The sequence below is a fragment of the Paraclostridium bifermentans genome, assembly GCF_019916025.1.
Lineage (GTDB): Bacteria > Bacillota > Clostridia > Peptostreptococcales > Peptostreptococcaceae > Paraclostridium > Paraclostridium bifermentans.
In genome coordinates, this window is sequence record NZ_CP079737.1 from 1721621 (window position 1) to 1739332 (window position 17712).

The 17712-nt window shown below is 28.8% G+C and carries 21 protein-coding genes; all 21 read right to left on the bottom strand.

The genetic code is table 11. From position 1 onward, the window contains the following. Positions 1-34: 34 nt before the first annotated feature. The 21 genes from KXZ80_RS08295 to KXZ80_RS08395 all read right to left on the bottom strand — a co-directional run bounded on the left by KXZ80_RS08295 (position 35) and on the right by KXZ80_RS08395 (position 17572). Positions 35-5194 (bottom strand): phage tail tape measure protein, encoded by a 5160-nt coding sequence (locus KXZ80_RS08295; protein ID WP_021433015.1) that lies wholly within the window; start codon positions 5192-5194, stop codon positions 35-37. Between the two features lie 84 nt (positions 5195-5278). Then, entirely contained in the window at positions 5279-5437 is a 159-nt protein-coding gene (locus KXZ80_RS08300) for a hypothetical protein (RefSeq protein ID WP_156344340.1), read from the bottom strand. A 41-nt stretch (positions 5438-5478) separates the two neighbouring features. Continuing rightward, positions 5479-5811, bottom strand: coding sequence for a hypothetical protein (locus KXZ80_RS08305; protein ID WP_021433017.1), 333 nt, complete (start codon positions 5809-5811; stop codon positions 5479-5481). Next, positions 5811-6356: a major tail protein gene (locus KXZ80_RS08310; RefSeq protein ID WP_021433018.1), complete on the bottom strand. Its 546-nt coding sequence runs from the start codon at positions 6354-6356 to the stop codon at positions 5811-5813. Before KXZ80_RS08310 ends, KXZ80_RS08305 begins: the two co-directional genes overlap by 1 nt. 78 nt (positions 6357-6434) lie before the next feature. Then, a complete protein-coding gene (locus KXZ80_RS08315) occupies positions 6435-7028 on the bottom strand; it encodes a major tail protein (protein WP_021433019.1) in 594 nt (197 codons plus the stop codon). A 76-nt stretch (positions 7029-7104) separates the two neighbouring features. Further along, positions 7105-7419 (bottom strand): hypothetical protein, encoded by a 315-nt coding sequence (locus KXZ80_RS08320; RefSeq protein ID WP_021433020.1) that lies wholly within the window; start codon positions 7417-7419, stop codon positions 7105-7107. An 8-nt stretch (positions 7420-7427) separates the two neighbouring features. Further along, positions 7428-7808, bottom strand: coding sequence for an HK97-gp10 family putative phage morphogenesis protein (locus KXZ80_RS08325; RefSeq protein ID WP_021433021.1), 381 nt, complete (start codon positions 7806-7808; stop codon positions 7428-7430). Between the two features lies 1 nt (position 7809). Beyond that, positions 7810-8118, bottom strand: coding sequence for a phage head closure protein (locus tag KXZ80_RS08330; protein WP_021433022.1), 309 nt, complete (start codon positions 8116-8118; stop codon positions 7810-7812). Continuing rightward, complete coding sequence (locus KXZ80_RS08335) at positions 8111-8431, bottom strand: head-tail connector protein (protein WP_021433023.1); 321 nt, start codon at positions 8429-8431, stop codon at positions 8111-8113. The genes KXZ80_RS08330 and KXZ80_RS08335 overlap by 8 nt, the downstream gene beginning before the upstream one ends. A gap of 55 nt (positions 8432-8486) precedes the next feature. After that, entirely contained in the window at positions 8487-9602 is a 1116-nt protein-coding gene (locus tag KXZ80_RS08340) for a phage major capsid protein (RefSeq protein WP_021433024.1), read from the bottom strand. Between the two features lie 47 nt (positions 9603-9649). Then, a complete protein-coding gene (locus tag KXZ80_RS08345; RefSeq protein WP_021433025.1) occupies positions 9650-10354 on the bottom strand; it encodes a head maturation protease, ClpP-related in 705 nt (234 codons plus the stop codon). After that, complete coding sequence (locus tag KXZ80_RS08350; RefSeq protein ID WP_021433026.1) at positions 10335-11594, bottom strand: phage portal protein; 1260 nt, start codon at positions 11592-11594, stop codon at positions 10335-10337. Before KXZ80_RS08350 ends, KXZ80_RS08345 begins: the two co-directional genes overlap by 20 nt. 11 nt (positions 11595-11605) lie before the next feature. Further along, positions 11606-13324 carry a terminase large subunit gene (locus tag KXZ80_RS08355; protein ID WP_038285230.1) on the bottom strand — a complete coding sequence of 573 codons (1719 nt, stop codon included), beginning with the start codon at positions 13322-13324 and terminating at the stop codon, positions 11606-11608. Next, entirely contained in the window at positions 13314-13739 is a 426-nt protein-coding gene (locus KXZ80_RS08360; RefSeq protein ID WP_021433028.1) for a hypothetical protein, read from the bottom strand. The genes KXZ80_RS08355 and KXZ80_RS08360 overlap by 11 nt, the downstream gene beginning before the upstream one ends. A 114-nt stretch (positions 13740-13853) precedes the next feature. Continuing rightward, complete coding sequence (locus tag KXZ80_RS08365) at positions 13854-14288, bottom strand: HNH endonuclease signature motif containing protein (protein WP_021433029.1); 435 nt, start codon at positions 14286-14288, stop codon at positions 13854-13856. A gap of 4 nt (positions 14289-14292) precedes the next feature. After that, positions 14293-14466: a hypothetical protein gene (locus KXZ80_RS08370; protein WP_021433030.1), complete on the bottom strand. Its 174-nt coding sequence runs from the start codon at positions 14464-14466 to the stop codon at positions 14293-14295. Then, entirely contained in the window at positions 14467-15183 is a 717-nt protein-coding gene (locus KXZ80_RS08375) for a hypothetical protein (protein ID WP_021433031.1), read from the bottom strand. Between the two features lies 1 nt (position 15184). Continuing rightward, positions 15185-15478: a hypothetical protein gene (locus KXZ80_RS08380; protein ID WP_021433032.1), complete on the bottom strand. Its 294-nt coding sequence runs from the start codon at positions 15476-15478 to the stop codon at positions 15185-15187. A gap of 235 nt (positions 15479-15713) precedes the next feature. Beyond that, positions 15714-16556, bottom strand: coding sequence for a phage antirepressor KilAC domain-containing protein (locus KXZ80_RS08385; RefSeq protein ID WP_021433033.1), 843 nt, complete (start codon positions 16554-16556; stop codon positions 15714-15716). 430 nt (positions 16557-16986) lie between these two features. Further along, positions 16987-17379, bottom strand: a complete 393-nt coding sequence (locus KXZ80_RS08390; protein WP_038285234.1) for a hypothetical protein — start codon at positions 17377-17379, stop codon at positions 16987-16989. Continuing rightward, positions 17357-17572: a hypothetical protein gene (locus KXZ80_RS08395; protein ID WP_021433035.1), complete on the bottom strand. Its 216-nt coding sequence runs from the start codon at positions 17570-17572 to the stop codon at positions 17357-17359. Before KXZ80_RS08395 ends, KXZ80_RS08390 begins: the two co-directional genes overlap by 23 nt. Between the last annotated feature and the right edge of the window lie 140 nt (positions 17573-17712).

A 17712-nucleotide genomic window follows, 5' to 3' on the forward strand; every position in this document is an offset into this window, starting at 1 on the left:
CGCATAAAAAAAGAGGTATAATTAATATACCTCTCTATCTTCCATTCATTTTTCCTACAATTTCAGAAGTTACTTTTTTTACTATTCTAGTTTCATATTTCTTTAAATCTTCTACAGTACTCTTATCTGCGTTACCTTCTACTACAACGAGCGGTGAATTAAAGTTAAAGTCATAACTAGTAGAATTATTATTTGTGTTAGAAATATTTGATGTGGAACTTGGATTATATCTAGCACTTGAATAATCTACATTAGGCATTGAAAAACCTCTCATTTGACTTATACCTAACCCATTTAAAATACTATCTAATTCTTTGTATGTATCTAAGGCTTGTTCTAAGTTTCCAACTAACTCACTTTCAATGATACCACCTAACGCTCCAAATAAATCTCCACTTTCTTCTGCAAAATTAATTAAAGCATCTTCTAAAGAAGACACATTACCCTCAATATCAGTAAATACCCCAGAGCCTAATGCTTGTGCTACTAACTCCGCAAACTTAGAGTCACTAAATTTATCTTCTAAGTCCTTAATAGCACTTTCAGCATTTTCAGTTAATTTATCCGATTCCTTATCAAAAAAATCATTTACATCTTTATCTATTTTGCCTTGTACTAAATCTTCTAATTTTTCTTGCTCATCTTTGATTTGATTAAGTAAATCTTCTAGTCTTTTTTTATTACCTAATGAATTATCTCCGCTTATACTATCATATTCCGCTTGTAGTTTTTGTACTTTATCTAACTGTTTCTGATACTCATCTTCATAATCTGCCTTGGCTCTCGCATCATTATACGCTTCCTTTTCCTTATTTATGGCGTCTACTCTTTCGTCTAACTCTTCTTTGATTAATTTTTTACGCTCTTCTACTTGTTTCTTATATGCATCAGTTATCTTATCTTCAACTTCTTTTACTAAATATAACTTTTCCTTTTGTATATCCTTAATCTTGTTCTCTAAGTCAAGCCAGTCTTTCCATGCATCTGGTATCTCATCTCTGGTCAATTTAATGTATTCATCAAGGTATTTTTTAACCTTCTCATATTGATCTGTATTAGCATATTTATTTAAAACTTCATCATAATTTGTTATTAAGGAAGACTCATCAAACTGAACCCCATACTGTTCTAGATGAACTTTTTTTGCATAATGTAAATTTAAATACTCCTTATACTGCCCTTCTAGAAGTTTCTTTTCTTCTTTCATTAAATCTATTTTTTTATTATAATAATCAAGCTTATCCTTGCCATAAACATGTTCATTCTTCTTGTCCAATAAATCCATTTTATCTTCAACTCTATCTAAAGAATGACTTATTTCTTCAAGAGAATGTATGAATTGGCTAAGTGATGTTTTATGATTCAACTCTTCTATTGAATCCTGAGTCTTTTTAATCGCCTCTTCAACTTGCCACCATTCTTGTGATAGTTTAGGAATTTCACTATTAGTAAGTTTCACATACTCTTCTAATGATTTCTTGATTTCTTCTAAATTGCCATAGCTAGCAAAACTATTTAAATGATCATAGTTTGCAATCTTACCAAACTCATCAAACACAAATCCTTGAGTTCCTAAATAATCCTTTAATTGAGATTGTACGGCTCTGTGTGCATTAGCTAAGTTATGTAACTCAATTTGTTGTCTCTTAAGAAACTCAATTTGTTGTTGTAGAACTCCTACTTTATTAGTTCCATGTAAATTATCTAACTTCTTATCAAGTATGTCTAACTCTTTGTTTATATAACCTAACTCATTAGAATATTTATCTATAGAAACTTCTTCATCAAAGTATTTAAGTTGAGTTTGTAATTCCTTAACTGAGTCTATATTTTCATTTATAGAGTTATGCAACTTCCACCATTCGGATTGTGCTTTTGGTATCTTATCTAAAGTAATATCTGTATACTCTTCAAGATACTTCTTCATTCTTTCTAAGTCTTTTATTCTAGTCTCATTCTTATCTCCAGATACAGAGTTTAATGATTTTAACTCTTTTTCTATATTATATATGGCATCCTTATATCCTGAAATACTTCCATCGGAATCAAATCCATATCCTTGTTGTGATAGATAATATCTTAATTCATTTTGTTGAACTCTTAAATTTTCAGCTATATTATGTTGTAAATCTTGTTGTTGTTTATATAATGCATTCTGTTGTTGTAAGTATCCTATCTTATCTTGACCTAATGCATCATCTGCTTTTTTATCTAATATATCTAATTGATTGTTTATAGCTTTAAGTTGATTCTCTAAGTCTGACAATAAGTTTACATTATTTTCAACCCCAGATAACACCATAGATGGATTTAGTGCTTGTAGTTGAGGTGTATTCTGTGATATAGCTTCAAAATTTATTGATCTAAATCTAACTTCGCTTGGAGGTTCTATATTATTCATATACGGATTAAATGTTTCTCTAGCAACAGTTCTTAACTTATCTCTACTATCTATTTCAGTCTTTTTAGGTATAGACATAAAACTTACTGGTCTAAATTTAGGTTTGCTTTTTGGTCTAGCCCCATTTGAATGAGATGTAGGGCTACCTTGAGTTGAATACTTAGTTACTACATTAAAAGTAGTCGTAAATGATTTAGCGTAACTACTCACAAATGAACTAATTTTATTTGCTAACCCTGTTACGTTTTTGGCTGCTTGAGCTGTTACAGTATTAAACTTAGTTATTTTAGTTTTATTAGTATTTTTAGCATCATAACTTGAAATATTTTTCTTGAGTCCTGTCACGTTTTTACTCGCTTGAGCTGTTTCTGCTTTAAATGTAGCTGTTGAAACTTTACCATTTACTGAATCTACTTCTTTTTTCACATTTTGAGCTTTAGCTTCACTATCTCCTGTATCTACGCTTACTTTTGTAGAAGATTCTTTGGGTATATTTTCGATATCTTTTTTAGTCTGAGTTATCTTATCTGCATTAGCTATATTTGTTTCAATTTTAACTCTTTCCTCTTCAGGTAAAGAATCTAATATTTGTTGAAGTTGTTCAGGAGCCATTATTCCACTATTGGAAATGTCTGTTAATAACGCTACTCTCTTTTCAACTGGTATGTTGTTTAATATATCTTGTACTGTATTAGCACCTTCTAATGCTTTATAATTATCTGCTTTGATAACCGTTTGAATCTCAGGAGGTAATTGCTCATAAAGATTATAAACATTTAATGCTTTCGCCTTAGATTCATCATCGTTAGCTCTTAACACAGTTTTAACTTCTTTAGGAATATCTGAGTATGCTTTTGTTAACTCTACAACTTTTTGCTTAGAAGGCTCTGTATCAATATCTAAAAATGCATCATCATAGGCCTTATCTCTTTCTTTTCTTAATTTATCTATTTCTTGTTCTCTATCGCCTATTCTTTGAGATACTTCTTCATGTTTTCTATCTACTTCATCTAGATCTTTTTTTATTGAATTTGCTTTTTCTTTATTTCCAAACTTTTCAGCAACTTTTAAATTCCAATTTAGAATCGAAGAGTAAAATTCTAAAACCTTACCTTGAGCTCCATCAAAAGCATTTCCTATTTGATTGCCTAATATTTGAAATCCTGTTCCTATTGCAGTAGGTGCATAACTAGCCCCATTAACCATTTCTTGAAAAAACTTAGTCACTTCGGTAAGTGCTGGTATTACACCTCTACCTATTTCCTGTTTTAGCTCTGTCCATGAAGTTGTTAAATCTTGTTGCATTGCAGAGTAAGAGTCTTCATAAGCATTTTTTGCCTCTTGCATAGCTCCAGATGTATCATTTACAGAACCTTGCATATTAGCCCACGCTTCCACTACACCTTCAGATCCATACTCAACTGTTCCTTTGAATATTTCTTGTAGTAATCTTGCTCTTTCTGTTTCATCCCCGACATTCATTATAGCTTTCATTACTTGCTTCATTGCATCGGCAGAACTAATAGAACCATCATCTATTTTTTTCTTTAACTCATCTATGTCTATTCCTAAATCTTTAAATGCATCTTTGCTCGTTGTACTTCCATCTGTTAAAGACAGAAAGAATTCTTTTACCATATCCGCGGCCTGATCAGTGTTCATTCCTGTCGCATTTACAGCCTCATCAATTAAAGCAAACGCCTCTTGCCCACTTAACCCTAATGTAGATAAAATAGGAGTATATTCAACTAATGTATCTAACCAATCTTTAGACATGTTAAGTCCAGTTTGTTCTCCAGCTATGATCATATCTAGTGCTTGCTCATGACTCATTCCCCAATCATTTACAGCTGAAGTCATAAATCTAGTTACATCTGCAGACTCATATCCATATTTATTTAATAAGTCCATAGATTGAGCTAGGTTTTCTGTTTCCTCTACAGTTAAGTTAAACCTTTGTTCTAAATATTTTACCGATTCACTAACTCCTTCAATAGAATATCCTCCATCAGTAATATCTTTCATAGTATTTAGTAAATCTTTTGCACTATCTTCTGTTAATCCTAGACTTATTCTTAAATCAGTTAATGCGTTATCATAAGATATAGCTCCATCATAAACTTGTTTAGCAAATATAGCAGCTATAGCTATTGCAGCACTTTTTGCCCCTAATTCTAATAGACTCAAGTCAATACCTGCATCACTAGCTATATCTTTAAATCTTGATAATGCTTCTGCTCCTCCGTCCATAGATGTCATTGAGGTTTCTAAATCCCCTATAGATGTTTTTAATTTACCTAATTCATTGGTAGTCTTATCTATATCTGTACTATATTGTTGTAGCTTATTTGAATTTTTCTGAACTAATTCAACTTGACTGCCTAATGCTTTCTTTAAATCACTAACTGATTTTTCCTGTTTTTTATATGCCTCACTAGATTTGTCACCTTTGTTGGCCATATCTGTTAATGCTTTTTCTGACTTCTTTAACTCTTGTGATAATTCATCATACTTTTGTCTCTGTTTTTCTGTCTTTTTATATAAATCATCATATTGCTTTGTTTGCATTTGTAATTTTTTCTCTGTTGCATCAAATGCCCTATTACCTTTTTGCATAGCTTGAGTCATAGCCTCTAATTTATCTTCTGCTTGATCTATAGACTTACTAGCATTATCAAAATCATTAGTTAAATTTCTAGTATGTTTTTTTAAATTTGATAATTCTTTTGAAAATGATTGTCCATCCAATTCCAAGCCGAAGGTTAACTTTTCTATTTCTCCACTTCTACTCATTCTATCTATCACCACTCTTTTCTTAATTTAACGTAAAAAAATAGGGTATAAATCACATATTTTAATGACTTATACCCTTCTTTTTTATCCACATGAAGTACCGCTTACAACTTCTCTCTTTTTATCTTGTTTATCTAATCCATTGAATTTGATGTGCGCATCTCTCATTTTGAAGAAATATTTAGGAGTTTTACTCCAGAAATCATCAAACCTTTTTAAGACTGTATACCAGAAATATTCCATTTCTACCATATCCCAATCCTGAACCTTTTTATAAGGGTTAACTATTCCATCTCTTTTTTTTTATCTTCATCTATAGGCAAACTAGCTTTTATTAACTCCGCCACTTGTCCCATTATTACACTTTTTTCTTTTAGTTTCATATCTTCTAAAATATCTTCTGTCGTAAGTTGAGGATGACATCTTTTTATTGATTCTATTATTAAGCTATTTATAACCTTATAGTTTTCTTTTTTTATAGAATCAAACATCTCAACAACAGTCATATTTTCTTTAACTTTTTGAACATCAAATTGAGCCGCTGCAATAGCTCCCATGTCAAGTCTAGCTCTATATGTCTTACCATTTAATTTAATTTCTATAATATCATTTATCATTAATTATTCCCTCCTGGTACTTGTATTTGCTTAAAGAAATTATTTACTTTATTTTGATTTCCGACCTTATTATCTAATACAAAGTAAGTCCATTTTCTCTTAAAGTCATATAACACATCAAAACTTAGTGTAAGTGTTTGTTCTTCGAAATCCCCAGTTTTAGTTAACCCTGTTATATTACTATTTTCAAAAATACAGTTATATAAAACTGTATATAACTCTCCTCCATCAGCCCTTTTTCTAGCAAATAATAAAGATACATTCGGAGGAGTTGGGTTACTTCCTACTGCCAACTCTCCATTTTCATACTTATATCCCAACAAATCTGCCTGTTCTTCTAGTGTTAAGCCTAATAAAGTTAATTTTCCTTTTCCTCTAATTGGGGCATTAAATCTTATAGCATCATGTCCACATTTCTTTTTATACTCATATTCTTGACTTAAAATTACCTCTATATCTAAAGCTCCTTTTATATGCTTAATAATACTGTCCTTTTTACAATAGTGTATTTTATTCAATCCATATAATATCTTATCTTTGTACACAATATCACCACCTTTTCATTTAGATTTACATTGGAGGTACAGTTTTAGAGGTCTGTACCAAAACTCTTTAAAGTAAAATTATTTTGCTATAACTGATACTGTTGGCTTAGGGAATTGAACCTCTGTAAACCATTTTCCAACCATTGTTGAGTCAGCTTTTGCATCAGTAGTATCTACTGTATAGAAGAAATATCCTTCTCCACTTCCTAACTCTGGTAAACAAGAGAAATCTATTTCAAAAGTTTGTTCTTCCATTTCACCTTCAGTAGTAACTGCATTTATACCAGGTATAGAGAATTGAACATTATATATAACGTTTAATAATTTACCTTTATCTGCTTTATCTTGTTTAAATAATAAAGCTAGTCTTGGAGCATTCATAGATTGGCTTACCGCAAAACCTCCAGACATATTTTCTGTTCCTGCTAATAAAGCTTTTTCAGTAGTTGTTAACCCTAAAACTGTTAATTTACCTTTACCATCTTTTATCCTTTTATCTGAATAAACTGTTATATTGTCTGCATGTATAGCTTTTTCAGTTGATTCAAACGATGCCTCAACAGCCTTAGCACCTAATATTTTAACTGGCACTCCAAAACTTCCATCTTCATTAACTGTCGCTATGTGTATTTCATCCATACCAAACACTATTTTTTCATTATAATTTGCCATAATTTTTTACCTCTTTTATTTTGTAGACTCGACCATCTACTACCATTTAATTTTTCACATAAAAAAAGAACGTCAATTAATCGTTCCATTCCTTAAAAACAAAATCCATCGTCTTTCCTAAATGATTTTCTCCAATTCTATCTCTAGATCCATCATATTTAAAACCATTAGATTTCATTGTATTCTTAATTTGTTTATATCTATTTTCATTAATATACCAATAATTCATAGTGATATAATACACAGTAGCTTGACTTACATTATCTGCTATCTCAGTATCTTTTTCTTGATAGATACTATATATCACATATTCGTTGATTGGTTCACTACACTCTTGATAATAAGCGTTAATTCCAATAGATTTCATTATTTTAAATATCTTACCTTCCAAATTACCACCTACTTAAGTAAGTCATTAACTATACTTTCCTTTATTTCATCACTAGCTTCTTTAATGCCTTCATTCCATGCAGATTTCATCCACTTCTTACCGACCATATTCTCAGTTCCGTATTCTTGATAATATCCGTACCTTATTGTGTCTTTATCACCGTTTTCAATACCTATGTTAATCTTAGCTTTCAACCCGTTACCTTTAATATTAGTCTTATCTAAACTTGAAACTAACTCCCCACTATCTATTGGAGCTTTCTCAATTTGAGCCTTCAGTAAAACATCTGCACCTTTACTTAATGCATTCTTAGCTACATCTTTTTGTATACTCTTTTCCATATCATCTAATTTATCTATTAAAGCACTAAAGTCATATTTTAACCCCATCCTAACTCACCTTCTCTACCGTTAATTCTATATGCAAACCATCCTCAAACTCATGAACATGCTTGATATTGAATATATCATTTTTATATAACACAAAGTAATCTGAATTGATATCTCTTTTTCTAATGATAAATTTAAGAGTTAAACTTGTAAAGTTTGAATTATTAGAGATAAATTCTTTAGTTGATACAGTTTTCTTTTTTGCCCTAACTCTATACTTATCTATATAAGTTTTCTGCTCACGACCAGCATCTAATATTACTTTCAACTCTTGTATAACTATTTTTTCGTTCAACTCTCTACTATTCATTTTCATCACCATAACAATACTTTAATTGAGTTATAATAGTTCTTAATGAATAACCAAAGTCTTCTGACTTACCATTTTCATTATAAAAAGATACAACAAGTTTCATAGCTAATACAAATAACTCATTATAGTAATTAAAATAACACCCTGCGTTTTTGAGATATATTTCTGCTGATAAAATTAAACTCCACAATTCATCTATTAATTCTGTATCATCAACGTCTACTCTTACAAATACTCGTATTTCATCAAAAACCATATCAGCATACTCTTTATGTAATTTTCCTAATTCAAGTAAACCTACATTTTTCAATATTCATCACCTACTTTAAAAAGGACTAGAAATTAATCTAGCCCCTAAATACTGATTACTTATTTGATGTAGCTACAACAGGTGCTGGCATTTCAACATTTACTACAGCTTTAGTGTCAACTGGTTTTACATCAAATCTTTCTATAACTCTCATCATAGTAGCATTTTTAGTAAATCCTGCTTCCTTAGATACTGCCATTTCATATACACCTCTATCAAAGAATGATATAAATTCAGCTATATCTCCAACATAGAAATTTAACTTTCCTTCTATAGATGCTAAATGTTGATTAGATAGTACAACTATCCTCTTACCTTTATATTCTTTTGATCCAGGATGAGCTAAAGAGTCACTTAATAATGGTCTTCCATTAGCATCCTTTAAAGAATCCAGATAATCATATCCATCTTGATTAGTTATTATTATTGCATTTGCAGCTATAGCAGGATCTAATACTACATTTAAAGCTTTTTGTAAAGCAAGTTCATTGCCAGTTATCTTCTTAACCTTAGATAGTTCTGCTAATATCTTTTTATTTTCAGTTCTTACAGCTTTCTTAGCAAATCTCTTACCTACAAATGAAGTTAAGTTAGCTTTTTCATCTTGTAATAAAGTATTTGATATTGGTATTATATCTCCGTAGTCACCTAATTCATATTTAACTTGTCCGAATTTTATAGTTGATTGATTTATTTCAGTCATTTCATCAAATGCTATTAACTCATCATTTGCTTCAACTTCAAGTGGCATAGATCCTGACATAGTTCCAACAGGTATTACATTACAAAAATCTTTTAAAGGTATTAATTGTCTCTTTAACTCTTCTATTTGTGTTTTTTGTTCAACTGGAACTAAATATCCGCCATCTTCACCTATTCCTTCAACTAATGCTGCTTGTGATTCAGTTAATGGCTTTCCTAATACCGCTTTATTAAATGCTAATACTTCATCATCTTTACTAGCTCTCTTATCGTTTATTTCCACCATATCTTTTACGCCTTCCACATCTTCTTCAAATAAATCTTTCATTAAATTAAATTTATTTTGTAATTCTTGTATTTCGTTTTTCATAGCCTTCGCTTCTTCTAGCTTATTTGAGTTAACTAATTCTCTAGCCTCAGCCTTTTTATTATTTATCATTTCTAACATTTCTCTTAATTCTTTATTCATAAATTTTCACCGTTTCCTTTTCTTTAAATTTGAGCATAAAAAAAGAACTAGATAAAATCTAATTCAATTAATAACTTCTCTTTTTCATCTTCATTTTTATTTTCAATTTGTTTTAATTCTTTCGGGATTTTAGTAAATTTATTTAAATAATCACTCTTATAACTAGCAACTATATTAACTTTATCTGATACTTCTACATCAAAATATTTAGATGCTTCTTCCCCTGTAAGCCAAGTTTCTTTATTTACCATTTCTTTTATAGTTTCTATATCAATACCTTCTTTTATTTTAGATTGATATACATTTAATATACCTTCTTCTATTTTGTCTAATACATCTGCTTGTTCTCTTAAATCATTAGCATTTCCAAACGTACCAAGCCAGGGTTTATGTATCATTAACTGAGCATTTGAAGGTATTATTATTTTATCTCCAGCCATAGCTATAACACTTGCTATAGACGCCGCTAAACCATCTACATATACAGTTTTATATCCTTTATGACGTTTTAACATATTATATATGGCTTGTCCAGCAAATACACTACCCCCAGGACTATTTATATATATATTGAGACTCTTATCTTTAACTTCATCTAAGAAAGATTTAATTTGTTCTGGATATTGATCTGTATCATCCCATGAATCCCAAAAAGTACTAACTATATCACCATAGAAATATAAATCTGCACTTGTTTCAGTTTGATTCTTAACTTTTAATAAATCACTTAAATTATCCTTCCTGTTTTTCATCTCTCACACCTCCTCCCTTATACTGTTTGCCCAACATTGAAATTGGCATATAATTTCCATTACACATTAAAGTATCTCCATTTTCCTCAAGTGGATAATTAAGTAATAAACGTGCTTCATTAGGTGTTAATATACCATTATTTACATATCTAGATAATACTTGCGATTGAGTATCTGAATCTGCTCTTAACACTGCACCTTCATTAAATTTAAAATGATATCCTTGATTTATTTGTTGAGTAGACAGCAATTTATATGTAACTTCTTCCTCATATTGCTTCAATACATACTGAAGTGTATTTATTAAAAAGTTTAATTGTTGCATTTCACTATTTGAATAACTGGATTTATCATAATTATTTAAGAAATTTGGAGAAATCCCAAATGCTGCAGCTATTTGAAGTGCATTGTACTTCTTTAAATCAAAGAATTGAGCATCAGTTAATTTAACATCTAGTGTAGATAATTTCATTCCTAAAGGTATAGGTATTATTTTGCCTGCGTTTTCAGCACCACTTGCAAAAGATTCTAAACCTTTTATTAACCTAGCTTTAGCCTTCTCATCTAAATCTCCTGTGTATTGTAGTACTGATTTCGCTGTCAATCCATTCTTATAAAGATTATTCATAAACTTTTGAGATTCTAATCCGCCTTCGACACTAGATTTAAGTATATCTTTGACTGCTGTACCTGTTATGCCATCAAAAGAATGACTTGTTTTGAAATGCAATACATTATCTACATTCATAACGTACTCTTTACCAGTTTTAGAATCATTGTATATATACCATATTTTATTTTTCATACCAAAATATCCAGCATTATCGACCATGACTCTAACTTTATCAGATTGCATTATCCATAAATCTTGTAGTTTAGCTCCTGTATATCTACACCATACATAAGCATTTCCAAAGTGATTCCTGTTCATTTCAACTGTAGTCCAAAAAGTAGTTGCACTCATATATGGATTAGGTCTTAATCTTAATAAATTATATATATTATCATCTTTAGCTTTAACTACACCTTTATCTGTTTCTTGATACATTTTTAATGGTAGTTTTCCAAGTGTCTCAGATAAAACTTTAAGACAAGTAAAATATGTAATCTCAGATTTAACATCCGCTTCAATATTTTCAGATATTCCTAATATTCTCAATATCTCTTTTTCTTCTGCACTCATTTCATTTTTTATTTCTTTTTTGAACATCATATCTTTAAACTTTTCTACTATTCTCAACCTCTCACCTCCTACATGCCCATCATTGTTAAGTAGTCCTCTAGCATTTGATTTTGGTCTACTAATAATTCATTCTTGAATGCTAGTTTATAAGCATCTATAATTGCATCTATTGGATCTATTCTTTCCTTACTTTTATCTTTATCTATCTTTATTTCTCCATTAGAATTACTAACAGTTTTTGCATTTATAAATGACCATATTAATAATTCATTATCTTTATTAAATAAAACATTCCCGGACTTAATTTCTAATCTTAAATCTTCAGTTGGATCATTCAATTTGTTATATGATTGATATATTTCAACAGTATCATGACCTAATTCATTTAAATCGTATAAGAACATATCTGCATTTCTTTGATCATATCCTATCTGCTCTACCTTCAAATCATACTCATCTATAATATTTTTTAAATATGAAATTATGAAATTGTAGTCATTTTTTATACCACCATTTGTATGGGTAATAGTAAGTAATCCTTGTTGTTTCCACATATCATATGGTGCTTTGTCTGTCTTAATATGTTCTTCTAATCTCTTAGATGGCATAAATGAATGTGAATGCATAAAATACTTCTTTTCATTATTTTCATTAAACACAAAAATAAGTGCTAAAGATGTTAAATCTCCACCACTTGATAAATCTAATCCTATATTACATTTTTGGCCTCTAAAATCTTCCAATGTCTTATCTGATAGACATTTCTTTAAATCTTCTCTTTCAATATATTGATTTTCACTAAATTGCGTCCATATATTTAATGCTTTAACCATAAAGTCCTTTAAGTCATGCCCGCCTATATTTTTAGCTTTTTCACCAACTGATTCTAAGTTTTCTAAATCATCTGGATCACTACATACTAAAGGATTTGATTTAATCCAATTCTTACTGTCCCAAATATCATCGTCTTTATCCATTTGTGCTATATAAATGAATTGTGTATCATTCGTATATAATCCATGTAATACATCACAACAGTAACTATATAATTCGTAACAATAACAATTCAAATTAAATCCTGCCGTAGTTATTGCAGATATCAAACACTTCTTTAGTTTTCTAGTTCCACCTTCAAGTTGTTTATACATTTGATTGTCTTTATGTGCATGTAATTCATCGACTATCCCTACATATGGTCTAAATCCATCTATACTTTTAGTATCTTTCCCTAATGCCTTAATTGTAGAATTAGTTATTTTACATTCAATTGTACCTTCATATTCTTTTATCTTAAATAATTTAGATAAGTCATCATCTGCATTTATGAATTTTATCATTTCTTTAAGTACTATTCTAGCTTGATCCATCTTAGTTGCAGTACAATATATTTGACCATATTTATAATCATCAAAGTTTCCGTAATAAGTTCCTATAATTCCATTTAGGAATGATTTCCCATTTTGTCTTCCTAATTGTATATAACTATGTCTAAATCTCCTATTATCACCTTTTTTAGTTACCCATCCATTTAATGATCCTAATATAAATACTTGAAATCCATGTAATTTAACATTAAGTTGTTCACTACCTTCTGCAATAATAAGAGATTCGGCATAATCTAGTATTTCATTTGCCATATCAATATTAAAATAATATTTATAATCATCATCTTTTGATTTTTCTAAATCATCTAAATGTCGTTTGCAAGCTAACTTTACATATAAACCAGTTACTATTTTATCATTTAAAACATCTATTGCATATTGTGTCACCCTATCATTTTGCAAATTTTATAAACCTATTTTCTGCCTTAGATTCTTTTTCTTCTGGTTCTAGTAAATCGTGTAAAATACACAATAAATTTGTAAATGATTTAATAGTATCTCTATGTTCTTTGACTATAGGATTAATCTTTATATTTCCGGTTGTATTTTTATAGTAAGTACCTTCTTTTTCAATAGCTTGTCTATATTCATCAATCAATGTTATTAAATCTAAACAATTATTAAATATCAATTCTTGCTCTTTGTTTTTCAATTTGCCTTTATAGTGCTTTCTAAACTGAGCAATTGATATATTCTTAGACTTGAATTCTATTTTGTTTTTATTTTCGATTATGGTTTCATCTTTTCTTGCTTTTCTATAACCCTTCATATATTCCTTATAATATTCATTACTATAAGAATCTAACGATTGCGTCATTTTATCACCACACTTTTTTATTAAGTTATTTAAATTGTTTAAAAACGTTAAGATTTTTATTTTTTAAATCAAGTTTTTTCTAGAGAAAACACCACTCAAGGCTTTCTAGTTCTCCTATAAAACTTTATTATAGCCCCCTACCAACTCTCTTAACTTATTTTGTAATTCACTTTTATTTTTAGTTTTATATTCACTATGAATTTTTGCATGACAAGAACGACATAGACAAATTAAATTATCTATATCTAATGCTTTATCTTTATTCTCTTTTAATTCTTCAATATGATGAATTGCATTGTAATAACTCAACTTATTCTTACTTAAGCAATGCAAGCATAATCCTTGATCTCTTAACTTTACTACTGATACAATAGCTTTCCATTCTGAACTATTATAAAAGGATTGAGTTTCTTTATCTCTATTATTTCTATTGTAATTCTTACTACGATCTTTTTTCATTTTATCAGCTATTACCTGACATCTATCACAATATCTATTGCCATAGTCAATAATTCTTCCGCACTTAGCACATAACTTCTTTAATGCCATTGCTCTAGGCCTCTATATATTTATTTAAATCTATATTCTTTATAAAGTTATCTAACTCTTGATTAAGATGTGTTGTTAAGTCTTGCTTCAATCTATCTCCATTTACCTTTAGTCTCACTATCTCATCAGTAGGTTTACTTAATGTTCCTAATTGATTTTGATCAGGTATATTTAACATTTATAACACAACCTTTCCATTATCTAAATACTTATTAAACTCTTTCTTTAATAAATCTTCTACAAATATATCTGAATAAAACATTTCTTCTTTACCTTTATTTATTAAATAACCTTCATATCTACCAGGAAGTTTTTTATCAAATTCTTTAATTGTCTCTATTAAATCATCAACACACATATTTTTTGCATTGACTAATCGGCTAAGTATATATTCAGATTTACTCATACGTTTAACTTTCACTATAGGTCTATTTACTAAGTTTAATTCTATATTCAACTTTGAAATATTAGTTTCTTCTATAGGCATTTTACTTTTTCTTACTATACTATCTATATCACTAAATTGCTCATATATAGTTTTATTTAACTTTCTAGTATCTGTGTAATATACAATATCATTTTCATTCGGTTTAACTTTGAAATTCATCCTTAGTCTATCATCATCACAGTATTCTTCAAAGCACACATTCAATAATGCTAAGACTTTATCTTTTCCAGCTATATATATTTTTTCTACATTCTCAAATACTACATCTTCTATAGCTTTATGTATATATAAATTCAAACCACCTTGCTTAACTTTATCTTCTTCAATTATGTACATAAAAAAAGACTCAAGAACTTTATCCGAATATACCTTTCTACCATCTTTATGTAAAAAAACGCATTTTTCTATATCTTCCATCCTTATTTTTTTCGTTTCAAACTTATCCATCTTATATTAACTCCTTCATTATCTTATTTTCATCTTCATTTATAAAACCAAGTACGCTTAATGTACTATAATTTTTCTTCACAAACTCTTTTAAATAATTATTCTTTACATCTGCACATATTAAATCTTCTAATAATTCTTTATTGTTTAAGTCCGTGTCTTTATCAATATTAAAATAGTTACTTATCATCTCGTTTGACTCTAACATTAAAATATAAGATATCCCTCGATTTTCTTCACCGTTAAATTGCACACTAAAGCTAGTTATACTTTCTTTTATTTTTTGTAAATTCATATTTTACCCCTTCCACTTTTTATTTTGATTGGTAATAGATTTTGAAAGAACCCATTAAACTTTTGAAAAATAATTTTGACAATATATGAATAGTACATATACATATGATATAATCCCATCTAATTTAAATTTTTTATGTACTAAAAAGAGCCTACAAATCCTCATTCATAAGCTCTATTAATCTATAAATTGTAAATTAAAGGAGGAATCTATTTTATGCCTCAAAATGTCTTTACTACGCTGTCTTGTTTAGTTTATTGTCTTTAAATAGTTTTATAAGCCATTGTTGTCCTTTCCCTGTTATAACTGTCTTGAATCCTATTTTTTCATTTTTTATATACTCTATAACTTTAAAGTACCCTTGTTTTACATACCTTTGATATGGCTGATTGTGATTTACTCCCGTCATTAAAACATCTTCATTTCTAAGTAGTTCAAATAATTTATTTCTACCTATTATAATACCTTCATTGCTTAATATCTTAGAAAATGCATTAAAGTCTACTGTATCATTACTTCTCTGAACTGTTTCTGCAAATTCTACTTTATCTTTATCTTTTTCTATTTTTTGTAATAGAGGTCTAGTTTCTAATGCTACAAGTTGTTTATGCGCTTCTATAGAACCTATTCCGCCAACCATTAACTTATATGCAAGTTCTTTCTTTAAATCTTCATCAGAGTTTATAATTTCCCTCATAGCAAAATATTGTTTTCTAATTTGCTTTCTTATTTCTTTTGCTTTGTTAGTCCTCATTAGCATAACTAAAGTCATATAACCTTGCTCGCTTAATAAATATATATTTTTACTATTTGCTATGCTTTGTTTACTAAAGTCTAATTCTAAAAGTGAACCGTTGGTATCGGTTGAGTTTTTTAAATCTATAATATCTACACCTTCTTCGAATTCATCAATGTTGCTATTTATTAAATCATTAACATCATTAACTCTAACATCATGTATTTCTGCTATTGTTTTTGATAGCATAACCTTTTGATTACTTCCAAATCCACCTTCTATTACTGGTACTTCAATTCCTAAAATTTCTGTTGTTCCTGTAACTTTTAAATCTCTTTTCATATTATTTATACCTCACATTTTAAAGTCTCTTGGACTATTATTTTGAATTGGTACTAGATTTTTTGGATAGAAACCTAGCAAAACTATATAAAGGGAGATTAAAAATGAGTAAAAAGTATGTTTTCTACATCATTTAAAAACAACATAATAAATCGAAATAGATGATACCGCTACCACCTTATTTCTAGACTTTTAGTCCGTCTGAGAGTCATCAACTCACTATATAAATAAAAGGGAGGTTTAGAATATGAAAAATAAAAATAAGATGTTATGTTGTTTTTAAATCATATAGAAAAATTGGAGGACTAGAATTAATATAGGTATCAATTCTAGCCAATGTCAAAATTTTGCTAAAAAACTATACAAAGAAAATATAGTCTTCTCGTTCACCTTTTTCATGTGCGTAGCTGCGGTAGCAAAAGCAAGCACACTATATTAATTCATTCATTAAATTATTGCATTTTAATATACTTAAATATTTATTAAATTCACCACTTGTCTTAAATTTAACTCCTAGCTTATTAGCTACTTCTTGTTGTCTATAACTCAATCTATACCTTTTCCAATCAGCATCCTTATAAAAACTCTTAACTCCATTTTTCTTACAATAATCTTCTATATCATTTAATAGATTATCTAAATCTTCATTACTAAACTCTAAAATTAACTCATTACTTTTTTTATTAACCTTAAATACTTTATAATTATTAAACTTTATTAAATATAAATCATGATCTATATCGAAGCTTAATATATATACTTGTTTTCCTTTAACTTCTCCAGCCTCAAACCAATCTAAATTAGAAGTCAATAAATTCATCATCTTCATCCTCCAATTCAAATTCAAGTCCATCTTCTTTCATTTTAGATATTATAAAAGCCTCTACTCTAATATCTTTTTCTTCCTCTGCCAAATAATAGTCTTCTATTAAATCGTCTACAGCATTTTCTATTTCAGTTACTTCATCTCTAAAATTGCTTATATATTCTTGTGCTAATATTAAATCTATTTTCATAATTTCTAACCTTCTTTCAATTAAATTTTTACATAAAAAAAGAACCCTATTATGAGTTCCTTAGTTGCTTCACGAAAACAAGTTTCGCTTGCAATTCTCAGACTTTAAAAATCAAAAGTCTTCGAAAATATATTTTTCTT